This is a genomic window from Zavarzinia sp., assembly GCF_041650655.1.
GTDB lineage: Bacteria > Pseudomonadota > Alphaproteobacteria > Zavarziniales > Zavarziniaceae > Zavarzinia.
Genome location: NZ_JBAZKR010000032.1, coordinates 11,291 through 33,245 on the forward strand (window position 1 = coordinate 11,291; position 21,955 = coordinate 33,245).

At 66.6% G+C, this 21,955-nt stretch carries 11 protein-coding genes; 7 read left to right on the forward strand and 4 right to left on the reverse strand.

The genetic code is table 11. The annotated features are described in order from the left end of the window. Positions 1–404: 404 nt before the first annotated feature. Both WC493_RS09410 and WC493_RS09415 read left to right on the forward strand, forming a co-directional pair. Entirely contained in the window at positions 405–7,964 is a 7,560-nt protein-coding gene (locus WC493_RS09410; protein ID WP_373064923.1) for an SDR family NAD(P)-dependent oxidoreductase, read from the forward strand. Continuing rightward, positions 7,964–9,298 (forward strand): aminotransferase class I/II-fold pyridoxal phosphate-dependent enzyme, encoded by a 1,335-nt coding sequence (locus tag WC493_RS09415; RefSeq protein WP_373064889.1) that lies wholly within the window; start codon positions 7,964–7,966, stop codon positions 9,296–9,298. Before WC493_RS09410 ends, WC493_RS09415 begins: the two co-directional genes overlap by 1 nt. Positions 9,299–9,335: 37 nt before the next feature. On the opposite strand, the gene WC493_RS09420 is transcribed toward WC493_RS09415, so the two are convergent. The 3 genes from WC493_RS09420 to WC493_RS09430 all read right to left on the reverse strand — a co-directional run bounded on the left by WC493_RS09420 (position 9,336) and on the right by WC493_RS09430 (position 12,839). Then, positions 9,336–10,139, reverse strand: a complete 804-nt coding sequence (locus WC493_RS09420; protein WP_373064891.1) for a 3-deoxy-manno-octulosonate cytidylyltransferase — start codon at positions 10,137–10,139, stop codon at positions 9,336–9,338. A 199-nt stretch (positions 10,140–10,338) separates the two neighbouring features. Next, the gene (locus tag WC493_RS09425; RefSeq protein ID WP_373064893.1) at positions 10,339–11,394 is read right to left on the reverse strand and encodes an SIS domain-containing protein; all 1,056 of its coding nucleotides are present in this window, start codon (positions 11,392–11,394) and stop codon (positions 10,339–10,341) included. A gap of 773 nt (positions 11,395–12,167) precedes the next feature. Then, positions 12,168–12,839 carry a CatB-related O-acetyltransferase gene (locus WC493_RS09430; protein WP_373064895.1) on the reverse strand — a complete coding sequence of 224 codons (672 nt, stop codon included), beginning with the start codon at positions 12,837–12,839 and terminating at the stop codon, positions 12,168–12,170. A 361-nt stretch (positions 12,840–13,200) separates the two neighbouring features. Here WC493_RS09430 and WC493_RS09435 point away from each other — a divergent pair, with 361 nt between their 5' ends. The 4 genes from WC493_RS09435 (at position 13,201) to WC493_RS09450 (ending at position 19,600) form a co-directional block, all read left to right on the forward strand. Next, positions 13,201–16,659 carry a hypothetical protein gene (locus WC493_RS09435; protein WP_373064897.1) on the forward strand — a complete coding sequence of 1,153 codons (3,459 nt, stop codon included), beginning with the start codon at positions 13,201–13,203 and terminating at the stop codon, positions 16,657–16,659. Positions 16,660–16,952: 293 nt separating this feature from the next. After that, entirely contained in the window at positions 16,953–17,735 is a 783-nt protein-coding gene (locus WC493_RS09440) for an ABC transporter permease (RefSeq protein ID WP_373064899.1), read from the forward strand. Next, positions 17,732–18,424 (forward strand): ATP-binding cassette domain-containing protein, encoded by a 693-nt coding sequence (locus WC493_RS09445; RefSeq protein ID WP_373064901.1) that lies wholly within the window; start codon positions 17,732–17,734, stop codon positions 18,422–18,424. The genes WC493_RS09440 and WC493_RS09445 overlap by 4 nt, the downstream gene beginning before the upstream one ends. A 3-nt stretch (positions 18,425–18,427) precedes the next feature. After that, positions 18,428–19,600 carry a hypothetical protein gene (locus WC493_RS09450; RefSeq protein WP_373064903.1) on the forward strand — a complete coding sequence of 391 codons (1,173 nt, stop codon included), beginning with the start codon at positions 18,428–18,430 and terminating at the stop codon, positions 19,598–19,600. 76 nt (positions 19,601–19,676) lie between these two features. On the opposite strand, the gene WC493_RS09455 is transcribed toward WC493_RS09450, so the two are convergent. Further along, positions 19,677–20,012 (reverse strand): hypothetical protein, encoded by a 336-nt coding sequence (locus WC493_RS09455; RefSeq protein ID WP_373064905.1) that lies wholly within the window; start codon positions 20,010–20,012, stop codon positions 19,677–19,679. Positions 20,013–20,232: 220 nt separating this feature from the next. Here WC493_RS09455 and WC493_RS09460 point away from each other — a divergent pair, with 220 nt between their 5' ends. Next, positions 20,233–21,942: a polysaccharide biosynthesis/export family protein gene (locus WC493_RS09460; RefSeq protein ID WP_373064907.1), complete on the forward strand. Its 1,710-nt coding sequence runs from the start codon at positions 20,233–20,235 to the stop codon at positions 21,940–21,942. Positions 21,943–21,955: the final 13 nt, after the last annotated feature.

Here is a 21,955-nt window from a genome sequence, read left to right on the forward strand (position 1 = left end):
CGATCCCCACCTCCCCCAACTGACGACATCCCACGCGCGGACATGGGCCGCGTGGCCGATTCCCGACGAGGCCAGCGTGAGTCGGCGGGTCCGATCCGCGGTATGCCGGTCTGCGAGGCGTTCTCACACCTGTGCTCTCGCCCTTCTGACCTGGGCGCCCCGCCTGCCCCGCCACGGCGAAACCTTGATAGACCGGGAGCCTTGATTTGGCAAGGGAAGCGCACCCGGCGGGCCTGCGGCGCCGTGTTACCATGATTTCGCGAGGGCCGGCGAAGTTCCCAAAAGCGATTGCCTGCCGGCTGGCGGATACGATATCTTGCCGCAAATATAAGATTGTTTGTTCCGAGAGTAAGCTTAGCCCAGTTTCTTGAAGTTGAGCCGAGGTGTATGTGAAGCAAAAATTAGTGCCGGATATTGCGGTCGTAGGTATTGCTCTTCGATTTCCTGGCAGAATTGAAGACGAGGTTGCATTCTGGGAGGTTCTTCGTTCTGGTCGTTGCGTCGTCGGTGAGGTGGGACGCGACCGCTGGGCGACCGACGTTCTGGTTCATCCGCGGCGTTCCGAGCCGGGCCGCAGCATCACCTTCGCGGCTGGAACATTGGGCGATGTGAGTGGCTTCGACGCCGGGTTCTTCGGAATTTCGCCGCGCGAAGCAGCCCTGATGGATCCGCAGCAGCGGCTTCTGCTCGAACTGTCGTGGGAAGCGATGGAGAATGCCGGGCTGCCGCCGTCGCGCCTGCGGGGCAGCGACTGCGCCGTCTATGTCGGCATTTCCGGGCTCGACTATGGCGTCCAGGTGATGGACGACCTTTCGGCCATCGGCCCTCATTCGATGACCGGCAGCACGCTGAGCATCGCGGCCAACCGCCTGTCCTATTTCTACGACCTGCGCGGCCCCTCGGTCGCGGTCGATACCGCCTGCTCGTCGTCGCTGGTCGCCCTGCACCACGCTTGTGAAACGCTGCGCACCGGCACCGCCTCGACCGCCCTGGTCGGCGGCGTCAACATGCTGCTGCATCCCTATCCCTTCGTGGGCTTCACCAAAGCCTCGATGCTCTCGGCGAGCGGCCTGTGCCGGCCCTTCGATGCCGAGGGCGACGGTTATGTCCGGGCCGAGGGTGGCGCCGTCCTGCTGCTCAAGCCGCTCGACGCCGCGCTGGCCGAGGGCTGTAACATTTATGGTGTCATCCTGGCCAGCGGCATCAATGCCGACGGCAGCCGCAAGACCGGCATCACCATCCCGAGCTGGGAAGGTCAGGCCGAGCTGATGCGTTCCGTGCTGCGCCGCTCCGGCCTCGATGCGGGCGATGTCGACTATGTCGAAGCCCATGGCACGGGGACGCCGGTGGGCGATCCGATCGAGGCCAAGGCTATCGGCGACGTCTACGGCAAGGCGCGGCGCCAGGGCCGGCCGCTGCCGATCGGCTCGGTCAAGTCGAACCTCGGCCATCTCGAGGCGGCCTCGGGCATGGCGGGCTTCATGAAGGCGCTCGTGGTGCTGCGCCAGCACCAGGTGCCGCCCACCCTGCATCTCGAAAAGCCCAATCCCAACATCGATTTCGCCGGCCTCCAGCTCGATGCCGTGACGCGGACGCGCGGCCTTGCGCGGGACGACGGCAGTGCCCTGGTGGCGGGGGTCAATTCCTTCGGCTTCGGTGGTGCCAACGCCCATGTCCTGCTGCAGGAATACCGCAGCACAGCGCGCCGGCCGCCCGAGCCGCCGGCCGTGCCGGCCCTGGTCCTGTCGGCCCGTTCGGCCCAGGCCCTGCGCAGCCTCGCCGGGCTCTATGCCGAACAGCTCAAGGCGGAACCCGAGGCATTGCCGGCGATGGCGGCCGCCGCGCTCTACCGGCGCGACCGATTGGACCAGCTCGCGGCCTTTCCGGTCGGCGATGTCGGCACGGTGATCGCCGGCCTCGAAGCCTTCGCAGCCGGTGAGACGCCGGCCGGCGTGGTGACCGAGACGGCAGTCAAGGCGGAAGACCCGGTCCGCATCGCCTTCCTCTATACCGGCAACGGTTCGCAATGGCCCGGCATGGGGCTCCGCCTGCTCGAGGAGGCGCCGCGTTTCACCGCCCTCCTGGACGAGCTCGACCGGCGCATGGCGCCGGTCGTCGGCTTTTCGGTGCGCGCGGTGCTGGCCGATCCGGACCCGCAGCGCTTCGACGATACCGCGGTGGCACAGCCCGCCCTCTTCGCGCTCCAGGTCGTGCTGACCCGGATGCTGCGCGAAGCCGGGGTCGAGGTTCATGCCGTCGCCGGCCATAGTGTGGGCGAAGTGGCGGCGGCCTGGGCTTCGGGCGCCCTCGACCTCGACCAGGCGATCCGCGTCATCCATCTGCGCAGCGCCGCCCAGGCGCGCACCCGCGGCCAGGGCCGCATGGCGGCGGCCGCCCTCTCGGCCGAGGCTGCGGCGGAACTGATCGCCAAGGGCGGCCACGACCGGGTCGAGATCGCCGGCATCAACAGCCCGCGCGACGTCACCCTGTCCGGTCCGCTCGATCAGCTCGAAGCGCTCGGCCGCACGGTCTCGGCGCAGGGCACCTTCTTCCGCGTGCTCGACCTCGACTATGCCTTCCACAGTGCCGCCATGGACCCGGTCGAGGCCGATCTCGTGGCGGATCTGGCCGGTCTCGCCCCCGGGCCGGCGAGCGACGCGCTCTATTTCTCGACCGTCACCGGCGATGGGCTGGACGGCAGCCGGCTCGGCCCCGCCTATTGGTGGGACAATGTGCGCCTGCCGGTGCGCTTCGGCCAGGCGGTCGCGGCCATGGCGGACCAGGGCTGCCGCCTGTTCGTCGAGATCGGGCCCCATGCGATCCTGCAGCGCTACGTTACGACGAGCCTCGAAGGTCATGGCGGTGGGCGCGTGTTCCCCCTGCTCCGGCGCGGCGACGACGGCCTGGAGCGGGTCGAGAAGACGGCGGCAGCCCTCCGCCTTCTCGTCTCGCCCCCGGCCGTGCAGCTCGCCGCCGTGCCGTCGGTCGCCCTGCCGACCTATCCCTGGCAGCGCGAACGCCACTGGATGCCGGCCACCAGCGAGGGCTACGGCCTGATGCGGCGCGAGCCGGTGCATCCCCTGCTGGGCTGGCGCCTGAAGGAAATCGCCATCGGCTGGGAGAATGTGCTCGACCCCGCGAAACTGCCTTGGCTCGCGGATCACAAGGTCGGCCAGGCCACGGTGCTGCCGGGGGCCGCCTTCGCCGAAATGGCGCTGGCCGCCGGGCGGGAATTCTTCGAGGGGGCGCCGGCGGAGATCGAGGGGCTCGATATCGTCTATCCGATCGTCTTCGAGGGCGAGCGGGGCTATTCGACCCGGCTGGTGATCGGCCCGCGCGACGGCGCCTTCCAGATCCTGGGCCGCCGCCGCCTGACCGACGACCCCTGGACCGTCCATGCCGCCGGGCGCTTGGCCAAGTCGGCGGCGACACCGGCCCCGCGGTCTGCGATCGAGGCGCCCGGCCCCGCTGCCACCGTGCTTTCGGGCGCCGAGCATCATGCCCTGACCCAGGCGGTCGGGCTCGACTACGGCCCGGCCTTCCGGGGGCTGGAGCGGGTCGCCACCGACGGCAGCCGGCTCGAGGCGACGATCGTGCCGGGCTTCCAGGCCGGCGCGGCGGAGCAGGGCTATCTGTTCCATCCGGCCGCCACCGATCTCTGCTTCCAGGCCTTGGTCTGCTTCTTCGCCGGGCGCATCGCCGAGGGCGAGCGTACCGCCTTCCTGCCGGTCCGCATCGGCAGTTTCCGGCAATACGCGGTGGCGCCGGTGGCGGCCTTCCGCGCCCGCCTCTTCACCGGCGAGAGCCGGCGTTCGGCCCGGGCGGATTTCGAGCTGCTGGATGCCGGCGGCGCCCTGGTCGCGACCATGGCGGATTGCCGCTTCCGTGCAGCACCGATCGAACATGCCGGCACGGTCGCCCCGACCGCGAGCTGGCGGATCGGCCGCCGCCTGGCGCCCCTGCCCGCGGCGGAGATGGACGCGCCGCTACCCGATACCGCGGCGCTCATGGCCGAGCTTGCCGCCTGGGCCACCGCTGCCGCGCCGCAGCGCGAGGCCTATCACGGCGAGGCCAGGCCGTTGATCGACGCCCTCGCCGTCGCCCTGATCGCCGAGGCGGCGGACGCGATCGAGCGGCGCCGGCCCGGCTGGCTCGCCGCGGCGCTGGAACGGCCGGCGGAACTGCCGGCCGAAACCCGCCTGGCCGCGTGCTGGCTGACTTCGGTCCTGGCGGAAGAAGCCATGCTGCGCCGCGACGGCGCTGAAACCCCCCGCGTCGCCCTGGGCGAATTGCCGCCTGCCACCGAGATCTGGCAGACCCTGGTCCGCCACCACCCGGTCGATCTGCCCGAGGTCATGACGATCAGCCGCCTGGCCCGTGCTCTGCCCGACCTGCTCGCGGGCGACGGTTCCGCAACGCTGCCGGTTCCAGGCTATCAGGACGAGATCCTGGTCGAGGAAGCGCCCGCCTATGCCGGCGTGCGCGCCGCGATACAGGCGCTGATCGGCCGGCTCGTGGCGGCCTGGCCGCGCGGCCGCCGCCTGCGTGTGCTCGAAATCCTGCCCCTGGGCGGGCGGGCGCTGGCCGCGGGCGCGCTGGCGGCCTTACCGGAAGACCGGGTCTGCCACGTCGTCGCCGGGCTCGACGACGAAGGCATGGCCCGGATCGCCGCCGAACAGGCCGCGGGTTCCCCGGTCACGCTCGCCCGTCTCGACGTCGAGACGGGGGCGCTCGGCGCGGACGATGCCCTGCCGGCACATTACGACGTGATCGTCTTCGGCCAGGGCGCGCACCGGCTGGAGGCGCCGACCGCGGTACTCTCCCGGTTGCAGACCATGGTGGCGGCGGACGGCCTGCTGCTGCTGGCCGAGCGGAGCCCGGACCTGCCGGCCAACCTGGCCCAGGTGCTGACATCCGACTGGTGGCATCTCGGGCCGGCCGGCGAAGTGGTGTCGCGCCTGCGTCCCGCCCAATCCTGGATCGAACTGGTGGCGCGCACCGGATTTGCCGAGGTGCACGCCTGGCACGAGGCGGAGTCCGAAGAAGGCGGTGCCTATCTCGTCCTGGCCCGGCGGCCGGACGACGGCGCCATCGCGCGGCCGGTGCCGCCGCCGGCCGCGGCCTGGGCACTGGTGTACGCGCCGGCGACCGCGGATCTCGCTGCCGGCCTGCAGAGCGCGCTCCTTGCTGCGGGGCAGACCGTGACCCTGGTTCCGGACACCGGCTTTGTCGCTTCTCCGGCCACCGCGCAGGCGGCGCTGGCCGGACTCGGGGCGCCAGGCCATCTCGTCTGGCTGCCGGCGGCAGCGGGTGCCGAACTCGCGCAGGCGTTCGACGAGCAGCCGCTGATCGGCCTTTTCCACCTCGCCAATGCCGCTGCCGAAGCGGCGACGCCGCCGCGGCTCTGGGTCGTGACGCGGGGCGGTGCCCTGGAGGGTGCCGGGGACGGTCTCGCCGCGGATCCGCTGCAAGGCGCCCTGTGGGGCCTCGGGCGCGTGGTGATGAACGAGAGCCACACCCTCGACTGTACCCTGGTCGACCTGGCGCCGGGCGTCGATGCGGCGGAAGGGGCTGCGCTGCTGTCGCGCGACCTGCTCTGGCCCGACGGCGAGCGCGAGATCGTGCTGGAGGCGGAAGGGCGTTTCGCCCTGCGCATGGACCGGGCCGCGGCCACGACCGTGGCACCGCCGGCGGCGGCGGCGCGCTTCCGGCTGAATTTCCACACCCCCGGCCAGCTCCGCAACCTCCTCTGGGAGCCTCTGCCCGAAGCGGCGCCGCTGGCGCCCGGCATGGTCGAAGTGGCAGTCGCCGCGACGGGGATGAATTTCCGCGACGTCATGTATCTGATGGGCCTGCTGCCCGACGAGGCCGTCGAAAAGGGCTTTGCCGGGGCCAGCCTGGGGCTCGAGATGGCCGGCGTGGTCACCCGGGTGGGCGAGGGCGTGACCGGCTTCGCTCCGGGCGACGCGGTGATGGGCTTCGGTGCCTCCTGCTATGCCAGCCACGTGGTGACCCGGGCGGACGCCCTCACCCACAAGCCGGCGGAATGGTCCTTCGCGGCCGCCGCCACGGTGCCGACCACCTTCTTCACGGTCTATTACGCCCTGGTCCACCTGGCCGACGTACAGCCGGGCGAGAGGGTCCTGATCCACGGCGGTGCCGGCGGCGTCGGCATTGCCGCGATGCAGCTCGCCCGCCATCTCGGGGCCGAGATCTTCGTCACCGTGGGCAGCGCCGAGAAACGCGCCTTCGTCGAATGGCTCGGGGCCGATCACGTCTTCGATTCGCGCAGCCTCGATTTCGCCGACGAGATCCTGGCGATTACGGGCGGCGAGGGGGTCGACGTCGTCCTGAATTCCCTGGCGGGCGAGGCGATCCGGCGCAACCTCCGGATCCTGCGCCCGTTCGGCCGCTTCCTCGAACTGGGCAAGCGCGACTTCTACGAAAACACGCCGATCGGCCTGCGCCCGTTCAAGGACAACATCAGCTATTTCGGCATCGATGCCGACCAGCTGCTGACCGCCCGGCCGGCCCTGGCGGCGCGCCTGTTCGGCGAGGTCATGGCCCTGTTCCGCGCGGGCGTGCTGGTGCCCCTGCCGCATCGCCTGTTCGGCGCCGACCATGTCGTCGAAGCCTTCCGGACCCTGCAACAGGCCCGCCAGATCGGCAAGATCGTGGTCTCGATGGCCGATGCCAAGGTTCGCCTGCAGGCGCCGCCCCGCCGGATCGAGCCCCGCCGCTTCGCCCGCGACGAAACCTGGCTGGTCACCGGCGGGCTCGCCGGCTTCGGCCTCGAATCGGCGGCCTGGCTCGCCCAACGGGGTGTCGGCTGCGTCGTCCTGGCCGGCCGCCGCGGGACGGAGACGCCGGGTGCCGCGGGTGCCGCGGCCCGCCTCGAAGCCGCCGGGGTCAGGGTCGAGCTGCGGCGCTGCGATGTCGCGGACCGGGCCGCGGTCGCGGCATTGATCGCCGATCTCGGCGCCACCTGCCCGCCGCTCACCGGCATCCTTCATGCCGCCATGGTGCTGGACGACGGCTTGATGGCCTCGCTCGACGCCGCGCGTTGGCACAGCGTGCTGGCGCCCAAGATCCAGGGTGCGCTCAACCTGCACCATGCGACGCGCGACCTGGCACTTCGCCACTTCGTGCTCTATTCCTCGATCACCACCTTCATCGGTAATCCGGGCCAGGCCAATTACGTCGCCGCCAATGCGGCGCTCGAACGGCTGGCGGCTTGGCGCCGCGCCCATGGCCTGCCGGCGGTCTGCGTCGCCTGGGGGCCGATCGGCGACGCCGGCTATCTCGCCCGCAACGAGGCGGTGCGCGACAGTCTGGCGGCCCGCCTGGGCGCCCCGCCGCTGGCGGCGCGCGCAGCACTCGACCTGCTCGACCGCGCCCTGGCCGAGGATGGCGGCACGCTGGCCTTCGCCGATTTCGATTATGCGACGCTCGCCAAGGTGCTGCCGTCGGCGACCACGCCGCGCTTCGCCGCTCTGCGCGATGCCGCAGGGTTCCGCGACGAGGCGGGCGAGGACATCGCCTCGCTGCTCGCCGGCCGCACGCCGGACGAGGCGCGCGCCATCGTGATCGGGCTGGCGGCACGCGAGCTCGCGGAAATCCTCGGCGTCGACGCCGAGACGATCGAAGCGGAGAAGCCGTTCAGCGAGATGGGGCTCGATTCCCTGATGGCGGTCGAACTGGGCCTCGGCCTCGAGCGGCGCTTCGGCGTCCGTGTCCCGGCGATGATGGCCAATGCGCGGGCGACCGTCGGCAAGGTGGCCGATTTCATCGTCGAGCGGCTGTTGCAGCCGGCCGGCGAAGGGCCGGCTCCGGGCAACGATCTGCTGGCGGTCGCGCAGGCGCTGGCCGAAAGCCACGGTGAGGAACTGTCGCTGGAGACGGTCGAGGGCGGTATCGTCGTCGAGACCCGCCGCCAGCAGGCAGTCGAACCGGAAGGGGCGTAATGAGCAAGGACGAGATCGGCCTCGGCGACGGCGCCAAGGACGAATTGATCAGGCGTTTCCGCTCGCGCGGCGCCAAGACGCCGGCCGTGGAAGCCTATGGCAATGCGGAATCCGCGGCGCGCCGCTACCAATCCCTGCCCGAAGCCTTCTACCGTTTCGACCGTTTCCCCAATTACGAGCTGATGGCGTTGCAGAAGAGTGCTGCGCAGCAATTCGCCATCGACAATCCCTTCTTCCGCGTCCACGAGGGGGCGGCGGGCGCCAAGACCGTGATCGGCGCGCGGCAATACGACAATTTCTCCAGCTACAACTACCTGGGCCTGTCGCATCACCCGCGGGTCGATGCCGCCGCCAAGGCCGCGATCGACCGCTATGGCACTTCGGCCTCGGCGAGCCGGCTGGTGGCCGGGGAACGCCCGGTGCAGCGCGACCTGGAACAGGCCCTGGCGGAGTGGATCGGGGTCGAGGACTGCATCGTCTTCGTCAGCGGCCATGCCACCAATGTCAGCACCATCGGCAGCCTGTTCGGCCCGAAGGACCTGATCCTGCACGACAGCCTGATCCACGCCAGCGTGCTCGACGGCATCAAGCTCTCGGGCGCCACCCGGCGCTCCTTTCCGCACAACGACCATGCCGCGGCGGAAGCCCTGCTCGGCCAGTTGCGCGGCCAGTTCGAACGCGTGCTGGTGGTGATCGAGAGCCTCTACAGCATGGATGGCGACTGCCCGGATTTGGTGCGTTTCGTCGAGCTGAAGACGCGCCACCGCGCCTTCCTCATGGTCGACGAAGCCCATGGCCTCGGCGTACTCGGCACCACCGGCCACGGCGCCTGCGAGCAGTACGGCGTACTGCCGGAAGCGGTCGACATCCATATGGGCACGCTCAGCAAGACGCTGGCCGGCTGCGGCGGCTTCATCGCCGGCTCGCAGGCGCTGGTCGAGCAGCTTCGCTACTATGCCTCGGGCTTCGTCTACAGCGTCGGGATGCCGCCGCCGATGGCCGCGGCCTCGCTGGAGGCGCTGGCGATCCTGCGCGAGGAGCCGGAACGGGTGACTCGGCTACAGGCGCGCGGCCGCTACTTCCTGGAGACGGCGCGCGCCGCCGGGATCGACACCGGCCTGTCGCAGGGCTTCGCCGTGGTGCCGGCCATCGTCGGCAGCTCGATGAAGGCGGTGAACCTGTCGAATGCCCTCTTCGCCGAGGGCATCAACGTGCAGCCGATCATCTATCCGGCGGTGGGCGAAAGCGCCGCCCGGCTCCGCTTCTTCCTGAGTTCGGAACACGAGACGGCGAGCTTCGACCGGGTGATCGAAGCGATCGCCCGCCTGTCCTGACGCGGCCAGCCCTGACGCACCGTCCTGACGGGGGGCGTCAGTCGATGCCCATCTTCGCCAGGTAGTTCTCGATCAGCGGGATGTCCTGGGGATTGTTCAGTTCCCAGAAGGAATGGCCGCGTGCCTCGACCTCGACCGCGCGGATGGGCCAGCCCATCTCGAGGAAGCGGAGCTGTTCGAGCCCTTCGAGCTTCTCGAGCGGCATCACCGGGAAGCCCCGGTAGGCTTCGAGGGCGGAGCGCCGGTAGGCGTAGAGGCCGACGTGGTGGAACACCGGCACGATGCCGTCGACCGTGGTGCGGCCGTCGGTGAAGGGGATGACCTCCTTCGAGAAATACATCGCATTGCCCTTGGCGTTGACCACGACCGTGGTGGCGCCGACCCGGCCCGCCTTGCGGTCGGCCAGGAAATTGCCGATTGCCTCGACGTCGCAGCGCAGGATCGGGGTCGCCACCTGGCAGGACGGGTCGGCCAGCATGGCGGCCAGCAGCTCGGAGACGAACCACGGCGGGGTCAGCGGTGCATCGCCCTGGAGATTGATCAGGACTTCCGAATCGAGGTTCAGTTTGGTCGCCGCCTCGGCCACCCGCTCGGTGCCGTTGCGGCAGCTCTCGGAGGTCATCACCACGGCGGCGCCCAGGCGTTCCGCCTCGGCCGCGATGCGCGCGTCGTCGGTCGCGACATAGATGGCGTCGATGCCGTCGACCTTGCGGGCCGCCAGCACCGTGCGCTCCAGCAGTGTCCGCGCCTGGCCCGAGGCGCCCTTCAGCTTGGCCAGCGGCTTGCCGGGAAAGCGGGTGGACGCATAGCGCGCGGGAATGATGATGGTGGCGCGAGACATGGTGCTGGGCTCCTAGATCAGCGGAAGCGGGCGGCCGTGAGTCCGCCGCCGGCGCCCGTACCGTTGGGCGGGCGGCATCCTCGGTTCTTTCGGGGGTCTATTCAAGAGGGGCACGACTCGAGGGGGGCAGGGCGCCGGCGGGGTCCGCCGGCACGGCTCCGGGCACTTCGGCGGTGCCGCCGCGCGCCCGGAAACCCGATCAGAGGCCGGCGGCCAGAAGGTCGTGGATGTCGGCCAAGCCGACCAGACGCTCGCCCTGGCGGACGAAGACCGCCGAAATGCCGCGTTCCTTCATGACGAAGAGCGCTTCGGCAGCCAGCGCGTCGTGCCGGATGGTCACCGGATCGGGCGTCATGACCTCGCTGACCTTGAGCGACAGGAGGTCGGCCGACATGCTGCGGCGGATGTCGCCGTCGGTGATGGCGCCGATCAGATCGCCTTTCTCGTTCACGATGCCGACGCAGCCGGCACGCATTTCGGTCATCTTGATGATGGCGGTTTCCATCAGGACGTCCGTGTTGAAGAGCAGCAGGTTCTCGCCCCGTCGCATGATGTCGCGCACGATGCGCACCCGCTTGCCGAGAGCGCCGCCCGGATGGAAGACCTTGAAGTCTTCGGCCGAGAAGGAACGGCGATTGAGCAGTGCCATGGCGATGGCATCGCCCAGTGCCAGGGTCATGGTGGTCGAGGTGGTCGGGGCCTGGCCGTTGGGGCAGGCTTCCGGGGTCGACGGCAGCACCAGGGTGATGTCCGCCTTCTCGCCCAGCGTGCTCTCCCGCGATTTGGTGATCGCGATCAGCGGGATGCCGAAGCGCCGGGTATATTCGATGACATTCATCAGTTCGGCGGTCTCGCCCGAATTGGACAGCGCCACCACAGCGTCGTCCCGGCCGATCATGCCGAGGTCGCCGTGGCTGGCTTCGCCGGGATGGACGAAGAAGGCTGGCGAACCGGTCGACGACAGGGTGGCGGCGATCTTGCGGGCGACATGGCCGCTCTTGCCCATGCCGGTCAGGATGATGCGACCGCGCACCCGCTCCAGCGTGACGACTGCCTCGACGAAATCGTCGCCCAGGCCGAGCTTCATCTCGTTGATGCCGGCAACGGCGAGATCGAAGGCGTTCGCCGCCGATGCGAGAATTCCTTCCCTGGCCGCCGAGCTCAGCGGTGGCCGCGGGCGCCTGTTCAGCAAGCTCGTGGGAAGCGCCTCCACCACATTGCTCCGCCTACGCCCCTCCGCCTCGATCGGTTCCATTGCAATCTCCTCAATTCAAGTATCAATAACGTCGTGCCTCGTCATCACGACAATGACCCGCCTTCCGCCACGATCCTCCGCTACCCGGCCAAGCCGGGCCTGGAACGCTAACAATCGCGCGGCCGGCACGAAACCCCCTGGTCCGGGTGTGGTTGAAGCATCTCGGCAGAGCCGAACCTCGACCTCTCCGGACCGGAAACACCGGCAGACCGGACGCACGGGCCCTAAAGGGGAAAGGCCCCCCGGACAGATGGCGCGCCAAGCCGGACAGACGACCCGAACAAAGAGCAATCAGATACAACTATCGGTTCCCCACGGCGCACCGACTTCCTCGACAATTCGGCCGCCCCGAAGACCACCGTCGAACATCGACAACCCCCCGCCGGATTGTCACGCCGCTGCCGTTCCCCGACCTCCCCCGCAGCGCAGCACCGACGAATATATACCAATTCTTATTGGTGCCCATACTGCTTCGCAACACGACCTCGGTCGAGGTCCCAGTCTCGAAATGCGGGACTCGGGCTTTGGATGCGGTGGCGCGGCACCACGCCGCAGGGGGCCGGGGGAGTGGTATAGGGATCCTGGAGGCGTGGCGGGGCGGAACACCCTGCTGTGGGGGGCGGGCGAGCGTGCCGTTCGGCAGGCCGGGGCCGTCCGAACCCGGGAAGCTCGGGTCGCCGATCCGCGCCATGGGCAGGCTGAAATGCTGCAACGCGACGGTCGCGAACTATGTGCAGGTCGGGTGGCGGGGCGATCCGGGCTGCCGCCAGCCGTCAGGCCGCGGTTCCCCTGCGTTCGACGATCCCGTTGGGGCCGAAGGTGACTTCCCGATCGATCGTCACGAGCTTGCCGCGGGCTTCCATCTCCCGCACCTTGCCGATCGCGGCTTCGACATTGTCGAACGGCACGCCGAGCAGCGAATCCGCTTCGAAGCGCCACCACTGGAGCGCCAGAAGCTCGGGAATCAGCCGTTCCGGAACCCGGTAGCGGAGCAGTCTGGCGGGCACCCCGGCGACGATCGCATAGGGCGGAACGTCCTTGGTCACCACGGCACCCGCGGCGACGACGGCGCCATGCCCCACGGTGACACCGGGCAGCAGGGTGACGTTGGCACCGATCCAGACGTCGTTGCCGATCACGGTCGCCATCGACTTGGTGATCGGCTTGATGAAGCGAGGGTCGTTCGCCCGCGTCTTGGTCCACTGGCGGAACACCAGGGGGTCGCCGCTCTGGAACGGGTGGGTGGAGAGCCAGTCGGTCGGGTGATTGCCGTCACCTGCGCTGAAGCCCGGGGCGATCGAGCAGTAGCGGCCGACTTCCTTGAGGCCGCGGGAAATGCGGGAACTGCCGCGAATATAAGTGAAGGCCCCGACACGAAAGCGGCCATTGATGTCAGCGTTGATCAATACGGGCGGTTCGCAGGTCAGAGTGGTGATGGCGCTCATGCTACCGCCGGCCGCAACCAGAATTCCCAGCGATTTCAATTCAAGCAATAATTCACGACGCAAGTGCGACCCCCCGATATATTACCGCAATTCTCGATCAGGCCGATCGCAGTGCTGCAACAAAGCCAACCCGTGCCTCGCTGCGGTGCCGAAAACATGACGTGACGTTCTGTGCCGCAATGCGCTAAATAGAGTCCGCAGAAACACAGCGGCAAGATGACAGTATGCTGTTTCGATGTCGATACCGACATTGCAGTGGGGAAGCCGGGATAGTGGGGTCGATTGAATGACGGATGTCGGTTTTGGGCTGCGGGCCCGGCCGGAGGTTGCTCCCGCCAATACCGGCGGCGGATTCGGCCGGTTGGTCCAGCGACTGCGCCAGGGCCTGTTGGGGGGGAAGAAATACGACCGCACCGCCTGGTGCATCAATTTCGCTCCCTGGAAGCGGGCCCACCTCCAACATTGTTTCCCCGAACTCAACCTCCGCTACATCAGCTTCAAGGACAGCATCGAGAAGAGTGGCGAAAGGGTTCTCCGCACGAAGAATCCGGTCTTCATCGTCTGGGGTATGAAATATCCTAGCGATCTGATCGAATTCTCGAAGAAGAATAACGTCCCGATCTGGTGGATGGAGGACGGATTTCTCCGCTCCGTCGGGCTCGGCGCCAATCACATCGTCCCCTATTCCCTTTGCCTCGACGAGGTCGGCATCTATTTCGATGCGACCCGGCCTTCGGGGCTGGAAAACCTGCTCAATACCTATGATTTCAACGCCGACAAGGCGTTGATGAAGGAGGCGCGGGACTGCCTCACCCTGCTGCTGTCGCAGCGTCTGACCAAATACAACGAGCCTTCGAGCGGCGTCGCCGGCAAGGTCTACGGCCCCAAGCGGAAGAAGCGCATCCTCGTCCTCGGCCAGAACGACGACGATGCCTCGATCCTCTTCGGCAGTCAGACGGTGCGCTCGGCCCGCGAGTTGCTGGCGGTCGCGATCAGCGAGAATCCGGACGCCCAGATCATCTACAAGCCGCATCCCGACGTGCTGGCCAATCGCCGCAGTGCGGCGCAGGTGCGGGACTTCGCCGGGCGCGTCACCATCCTCGAGGAGCCGACCTCGCTCGACGATGCCCTGACCGGCGTGGACCGCGTCTACACGATCACCTCCCTCGGCGGTTTAGAGGCGCTGCTGCGCGGTTACGACGTGACCGTGATGGGGTCGCCCTTCTACGCCGGCTGGGGCCTGACCGACGACCGCGAGAAGGTCTCGCGGCGCGGCAGGGCGCTGACCGCGGATCAGCTCTTCGCCGCGAGCTACATCCTGTATCCCAAATATTTCGATCCCGGCACGGGCGAGCCGATCAACCTTCGTCAGACAATCGATGCGATGGCCATGGAAACACGTGGAGAGCGGGCGCCTGTAGTGTTCCTCGAGGGCGGCGCCCCGCCCGCGACACCCGCACCGGCGAGAAGGGAGGGCGCGGCCAAGAAGAAGGTCGTGGCGGTCAAGAAGGGCGCCGCACCGCAACAGGTCCCCGAGCGCGGCCCGGCGCGGTCGCCCACGGAAGCCTTCTCCGTTCCCTACTGGTTCCAGGACGGTATCGGCTACGAGCTGAAGGCGGCGCTGGCGTCGGACAAGCCGGTCTTCGTCTATGTGCCCTGGATCAAGGAACACGGCGACAAGGTGATCGGCCGGATCGCCTCGCCGGACGACTATACGATCGCCCCGCTCGAGATCTTCCGCGGCATCGACGACAATACGCTGCGCCGCGACATCTTCCGTTTCGCGCGCGAGATGCCCGATCTCTATCGCCGCCTGCTGATCCGCGCGCTGGTGCCGCTGCGCAGCCGGATCGCCGGCGTCATCTTCACCTTCGACTGGGCGCCGATCATGCGTCAGATCGCGACGGTGTGCGGCGAGCTCGAAATCCCGCGCATCCTGATCCCGCACGAGTCGGTCTTCGTCAGCCGCGACATGTATTATGTCGATCCGCTGGCGCGCGCCTCGGTACCGATCGCGGACATCGTCTTCGCCTGGGGTGACCTGCAGAAGGAGATTTTCCTCGAGCGCGGCTATCCGGCCCGCAGCCTGGTCATCACCGGCGCACCCAAGTTCGACCCCTATCACGCTTACAAACCGTCCCTGACCCGGGCGCAGTACCATGGCATCTTCGGCCTCAATCCGGGCCGCAAGACGATCATCTTCGCGACCCAGCCGCTCGACAGCCAGCTCGACACCAAGGCGGCGCGCTCGGCCCAATGCGAGGCGATCAAGGACCTGTTCGACTATGCGCTGGCGCATGACATGCAGTTGATCGTGCGCCTGCCGCCGTCCAAGGACGACATTCTGATCCCGGCCCTGCGCAACCAGATCGAGATCTCGCCCCAGGGCGCGGTCGACGATGCCGTGTGCTATCTGGCGCCACCGGAAGAGGCGCTCTATCACGCCGATCTGGTTACCTCGATCAACAGCACCATGCTGTTCGAAGGCGTGTTGCTCGGCCGGCCGGCGCTGTCGCTCAAATACGTCGAGTTCCAGCAGATCTGGGAAGAGGCTGGCATTCCCTTCGTCCGCACGCGCGATGAATTGTTCGCCATTCTGCCCACGCTGCTCGGCGAGCCGGCCTGGGCGCCGGATCCGGAGAAGCTGGCCCGCGCGGCACAGCTCTTCTCGAACGGCGAATTCGACGGGCGAGCCTCGCGGCGCATCGCCTCCCAGCTCCGCCAGATCGCCAAGGGCGAACGGCAGGTGCCGCACCGCCAGAGCACCGTTCACCGCCTCGTCCATGGCCAGACCGGGCAGCTCGATGTCGTCGCCCTGGCCGGCGCCAGCAAGCTGACCCCGGTCCAGGCCGAGGCCATGCGCGCCATGCTGCGCGCCCGCACCATGGTCGACGTGCCGGTGAACCAGGTGAACCTGAAACGCAACGTCTCGGCCTCCGAAGCCTTCGTCGACTGGCCGGCTGCCGATCACCGGGCGCGCCAGAACCTGGTGAAACTGGCGCGCGAGCTGAACCGGCCGAAAGTGACCGTGACCGAAGGCTTGGTCGGGCGGTCGCGGCGTCCGCTCGAGGAACGCCAGCTCGTCTCGCTGATGATCGACGACCTGGCCATGGCCTATGATCCGATCCGGGTCAAACGCCTGGTCAAGCTGCGCAGCACCGACGGTGCGGAAGAGCGCGTCGCCCGTGCCCGTGCGCTGATCGACCTCCTGGTGGCGAAGCGCCTGTCGTCCTATCACGAGCTGCCGGTCCTGACGCCGCGCCTGGGCGAGCCGGGGCGGCGCAAGGTGATGGTGATCGACCAGTTGCCCTCGAATCCGGCCCTCGATCCCGCGGCCGCGAGCCCCGAGGATTTCGAGCGCATGGTGCACGACGTGCTGCGCGAAGAAGGCGACGCCGAAGTCATCGTCTACAGCGATCCCGCCGGGATCGGCGAGAAGGCCGGGGCGAACGGCTGCTTCGCCCAGGCCTACCGCCAGTTCCAACGCTATGTGGCACCGGTCGATTTTTACGACGCGGACATCAGCCCCTATTCCCTGTTCGAGATCGTCGACACCGTCTATGTCGGCGATTCGGTCCTGGGGCTCGAGGCGCTCATGGCGGGCAAGCGGGTGCACTGCTACGGTAAGCCGTTCTACGCCGGCCTCGGCCTGACCGTCGACCGCTGCCCGGCGATTCCGCTGCCGGAAGAGACGGCGACGATCGAGGAGTTGGTCTATCTGATGTTCGTCAGGCACGGGCGTTACGTCTCGTCGCAGACGGGGCAGGCCTGCAGCGTCGAGGAGGCCGCGGAGGAAGTCATCGCCGCGCGTGGCTGGTGAGGCGATGCGCCCGGATGCCGAATAACTCCGAAATGGATTTTTGAATGGTCGAGCCGATCGTTTCGGCCGCCCACGGACGGCCGGTGCACATTGATGAAGGGGGCATGGTTGTCTGCCGGGGTGAGTGCAATGTACCGCTGTCGCCATTGTCGAAGACGTGGTGACCCCTTACATCCTCGACCCAGCCACTAACACCGCAGCCCGTTTGACGGTATGGTCGCGAAACCGACTTGGATGCCGTAAGGGGCGCAAGTGCTTGCCTTTGATTAGGCAATGGAAGAAGCGATAGAGCCATGCAACGCATAGCCCATGCTTTCAGCGTACAGCAGAGCGTCCTGAGTGCACTCATCTACGCCGACCTGCGGGCGCGTTTTTCTCGTGGTGCCCTCGGCATTTTCAACCAGATCCTGTCCATGAGTTGGATGGTGATTCTGTTTTCGATATTGCGATATATCACCGATGCCCCGGCCCATCGCGGAATGCAGGCGATTCCTTTTCTTTCGATCGGTGTTTTTTCGTTCTTTGTCTTTAGAACAACATTCTTACTGTCGTCAGAGGCCATCGGCGAAAAGTCCGGCTTGATGCGATTTCCCAATGTCACCCAATTGGATGTGGCGATTGCGACCGCGATAGTAAATATTTTTCTTTTCTGTGCCATTGCGGGACTTTTCTTTTTATTCTATATCTGGTTTGGCTTCTCGGATCCGATCAGTAATCCAATTGAATTACTGATCATCATGATCGCAATGGGGATTTACGGTTTTTCGCTAGGCCTGGTTGTTGGCCTTCTCTTTCTCTATGCGCCCTATTTGAGACGGCCGATCACTCTTCTGTTGCGTGCGCTCTTCTTCGTCAGCGGTACATTCTTTGTCATCCCGGAAATGCCGGCGTTTGTTGCGCCCTATGCGCTCTACAACCCGCTCCTGCATTTGACCGATATGGGGCGTGCCGCTTATTTCACCATCTACGACTCCGCCCAATCGGAGCCGGCCTATGTATTGAAGTTCGGCGCGGTGCTTCTGATGGCGGGGTTGGTCTGCGAGCGCGCCTCCCGTGAGAAAGTGGCCGAGAAATGATCTCTTTCCATGACGTGACGAAGATCGAAACCAACCGGAAGCGGGAAACGGTCATCCTCGACGGCGTCGACGCGGTCTTCGAGCCGGGGGTAACCACCGGGATCCTCGGTTCCCCCAAGTCGGGCAAATCGACCGTGATCAATCTGATCTGCCGTGACGACCGCCCGACCTACGGTCAGGTCGTCCATGACATGACCGTCTCCTGGCCGATTAATTCCGGCCGCTTCCAGGCCAACCTCACGGTACGCGACAACATCAGGATCGCGGCGCTGCTCTATGGCGCTCATCCCCCTGATCTCATCCGGGCGGTCAACAAATTCGCAGAACTGGGTAAGTCGCTCGATGCTCGCATCAGCACGTTGGACAATATCTCTCGCGCTCGACTCGCCTTCGCCATTCCGTTGTCGATGAATTTCGAATGCTATGTCATCGACGAGATGGTCGCCGGCGGCGACGCGGAGTTCAAAAGCCGGATCCAGGACAGAATCGCGACGCTGCAGAAGCGGGCCGCCATCGTTTTCGCGACCAAGAACCCACGCCTGATGGCATCCATGTGCGATGTGGCCTATACGGTTGGTGGCGGACGCCTGACACGATATGACGATGTTAACCAGGCCGTGGCTGCATTCAATGCGGCCGGGCTCGGGAACGCGCAGCAACTGCGCCAAGCGGACTCCGACGAGGAATAGGTGATGTCTGAAATGGTCTTTTTAGGGGAAGAACAGGCAGACATTCGCCGCGCGCCACCGCTGCAGTCAAGGACGGCCGTCCGCCGGGAGCGAAGGTATGCATTGATCTTTGGTCTATTGTTTGTCCTGACGCCGACGTTGGTGACGGCTGTCTACATGTTCTTTTTCGCCTCCGACATCTGGGAGACGGAAGCCGTCATCGCTGTCCGCAGCGTTGACGAATCGCCCAAGACCTCGAGCCTCATGAGCGTCCTGACCTCGAACACGGGGCTGCTCGTCGGGCGTGAGGAATCCTATGCGATCGTGCGCTTTGTCCGCTCCAGAGAGGCGCTGCGCATTTTGGAACCGAAGATAGGGTTCGCCGAGCACTACTCTGACCCAGCGATCGATTTCTATGCACGCCTGCCAAAATCGGCCGATTTTGAACAGAAATATGCCTATTTCGAAAATAATGTTCAAATCTACTACGATGAATTTACCGGGTATATCATTCTGAACGCCAAGGCATTTACGCCAGAGATGGCCTATACGCTCGCATCGTCCATATCATCGATGAGCGAGGATCTGATCAACGAATACAACAAGCGCCTGGAAGATGATTATCTGGCGACGGCTCGCCGCGAGGTGACCGAAAAGGAACTTCAGATCAAGGACGTCGAGGAGCGGCTGCGCGAGTTCCGGGTGAAGAACAACCTGATCGACCCTGAAGATTCCCTGAAGATGATCAGCAACATCATTTCCGGCCTGCAGACCGAGGCCGCGAAGGTGCAGGCGGAGATCCGCAGTGCCCGCCAAGTCTCGCAGCGGGACACGCCCAATCTGGTCGATCTCGAAAATCAGCTCAAGGCGCTCAACGCACAGATCGAGGCGGAGCAACAGCGTCTGACCGGCGAGAACAATGCTCTCGCCACCGTGCTGGAGCAATATTCCCTCCTGAAGCTGAAACAGACGATCGCACAGGACACCTATGCGGTCGCACTGAAGGCCTATGAGTCGGCCTTCGCCGAAGCGCGGCGGCAAAAGGGCTACATCGTCAGTGTCGTGCCCCCCCGGGCACCCGAGGAGCCGCTCTATCCACGCCGACTGATGGATACGTTCTACGTGTTCCTGGGGGCCCTGGTCTGCTGGGTCGTGATCCGGCTGCTCTACGGCGGGCTGCGCGACCACATCGTCTGATGCGGCGGCAAAATGCCGCCGCGCGGCGCGGCATTTTCGGGAACTGGGCGCGCGCCTTGGGCGCCGCGTCGGGACGTTACGACGCGCTCGTGGCGCCTTCGTAGGGGATCACGACGTCGTCGAGATCGCCGCCCGCCGAGTCGCGGTTCAGGCTGGGGCTGATTTTCCAGGCGCCCGGCGTGCCGCAGGCGGCGCGGGTGGTGCTGGTGCTGCCTTCGCTCCGGGTCAGGACGACGCGCAGGCAATCACGGTTCGAGGCCGAGAGATATGTCTCGGAGGTGCGCACCAGCCAAGTCTTGCCGGTGCGATCAACGATGGAATGGGCCGGTTCGGCCGCCGGGCCGGTCACCTGGGCCTCGGGTGCCTGCACGACACAGCCGCCCAGCAGCACGGCGACGCCCGTGCCCAGCATGAGAAGCCGCGGCCGGAAACCCCCAAGGGCTCGGAATTCCGCCATGATCCACCCGGCCTTTCGCGCTTCGCTTCGCTTCGCCGCACGTTAGCGGCTTCGTCGACCCGCCGCAAGTCGGCCAGGCCGGCCGAACGTGGTTTCGGCTACGCTCCGACCATGTTATGTTTCGGCCCCCATGCCGGGGGCCTTATGCCCGGCAGGGCAGAGGATGTGAGCGGTGATGGCAGTGACGATGATTCATGGGATCGCCACCAAGGTCGGAGATTACCGAAGCCGGCCCTTTCCCGGTGTCTTCGTCCTGATCTTGACGATTCTGGCCCTGGCGGCCGGTTGCGCCGGTCACCTGACGGCCGCCCAGGCGCAGACCCTGTCCCCCGGCGGGGTCTCGGCCGAGATCACCGCGCCGCCGCCGCTGCCGCCCGCCGTGTCCCAGGATCGGTCGACGAGAGAATTCGATCTCTTCGGCGCCACCACTTTCGCCTATGGCGGCTTTCCGACCGGCCAGCAGGGCGCCAGCGCCAATTCGATCGTGGCGGTCGGCGACACCGTCTCGGTCCGCATGTTCGGCGCAGTGCAGCAGGACATCGTTCAGAGCGTCGACCCGCAGGGCAACATCTTCCTGCCCGACATCGGCGCGGTGAAGGTGAAGGGCACACGGGCGAGCGACCTGACCCAGACGCTGCAAAGCCAGATCGGTCGCTCTTACAGCGGCGAGGTGCAGGTCTATGCCACCATCGTCAATGCCCGCAGCATGGGCGTCTTCGTCACCGGCTTCGTCGTCCGGCCGGGCCGCTATCCCGGCGCGCCCGAAGATTCGGTGATCGACTTCCTGGCTCGCGCCGGCGGCATCGTGAAGAGCAGCGGCTCGTTCCGCGAAATCACCGTGATCCGAGACCAACGGCCGCTGCTCCAGGTTGACCTCTATGAATTCCTGGTCAAGGGCTACCTGCCGCCCCTCATCCTCCAGGAAGGCGACACCATCGTGGTCGGCGCACAGAATGGCGCCGCCAAGGCCGACGGCATGGTGCGCACCCGCGCCATCTTCGAATTCGAAGGCAAGACCATGACGGGCCGTGAACTGATGGACCTGTCGCGTCCGCTGCCCGGCGTCACCCATGCCCTGGTCGCCGGTGTTCGCGGCGGCACGCCCTTCTCCGAATATGTCCCGATCGGCCGTTTCTCGTCTTACATCTTGCAGGACCAGGACACGGTCACCTTCGACCAGGACGCCACCGTCCAGACCGTCACCGTGAAGCTGGAAGGGACCTTCGAGGGGCCCTCGACCTATGTCGTCGACAAGGGGACGAGCCTGCTCGGCCTGCTCGACTATGTCGCCATCAACGGCAAATTCGCCAATCCGAAGGCGATCTACCTGAAGCGGACGAGCGTGGCCGACCTCCAGTCGCGCGCGTTGACCGACTCGCTCGACCGGCTTCAGCGGAGCCTGCTCACCGCCGTGGTGCAGACCGACGGCGAGGCCGCGTTGCGCTCGACCGAAGCGAACATGGTCCTGCAGTTCATCGCCCGTGCCCGCACGATCAAGCCGGACGGGCTGGTCGTCGTCGCCGATGCGCAGGGCAATGTCCGCGACCTCCGTCTCGAGGACGGGGATACGGTGTTCATCCCCGAGCGCTCGACCGTGGTCAACATCTCGGGCGAGGTGCTCATCCCGCAGACCGTCGTGTGGGAAAGCAGCTTCGGCGCCCAGGACTACATCAAGGTGGCGGGTGGCCCGTCCGAGCGTGCGGATCTGGAAAACATCATTGTGCGTCATCAGAATGGCGTGGTCGATTTCGGTGCCAATCCGAGCGTCGGCCCGGGCGACGAAGTAATCGTGCCGCCGGCCGTGACATTCAAAGGGTTCCAGTTCTTCAAGGATGTGATGCAGGTCGTTTTCCAGGCGGCCGGCGTCGTGAAAATCTTCGAGTAGACCGGGGGCGCTT

Bases quoted from the DNA above. Each gene is read 5' to 3' on its own strand.
- WC493_RS09415 (WP_373064889.1), top strand. From the start codon at position 7,964: ATGAGCAAGGACGAGATCGGCCTCGGCGACGGCGCCAAGGACGAATTG.
- WC493_RS09420 (WP_373064891.1), bottom strand. From the start codon at position 10,139: ATGTCTCGCGCCACCATCATCATTCCCGCGCGCTATGCGTCCACCCGC.
- WC493_RS09425 (WP_373064893.1), bottom strand. From the start codon at position 11,394: ATGGAACCGATCGAGGCGGAGGGGCGTAGGCGGAGCAATGTGGTGGAG.
- WC493_RS09430 (WP_373064895.1), bottom strand. From the start codon at position 12,839: ATGAGCGCCATCACCACTCTGACCTGCGAACCGCCCGTATTGATCAAC.
- WC493_RS09440 (WP_373064899.1), top strand. From the start codon at position 16,953: ATGCAACGCATAGCCCATGCTTTCAGCGTACAGCAGAGCGTCCTGAGT.
- WC493_RS09445 (WP_373064901.1), top strand. From the start codon at position 17,732: ATGATCTCTTTCCATGACGTGACGAAGATCGAAACCAACCGGAAGCGG.
- WC493_RS09450 (WP_373064903.1), top strand. From the start codon at position 18,428: ATGTCTGAAATGGTCTTTTTAGGGGAAGAACAGGCAGACATTCGCCGC.
- WC493_RS09455 (WP_373064905.1), bottom strand. From the start codon at position 20,012: ATGCTGGGCACGGGCGTCGCCGTGCTGCTGGGCGGCTGTGTCGTGCAG.
- WC493_RS09460 (WP_373064907.1), top strand. From the start codon at position 20,233: ATGGCAGTGACGATGATTCATGGGATCGCCACCAAGGTCGGAGATTAC.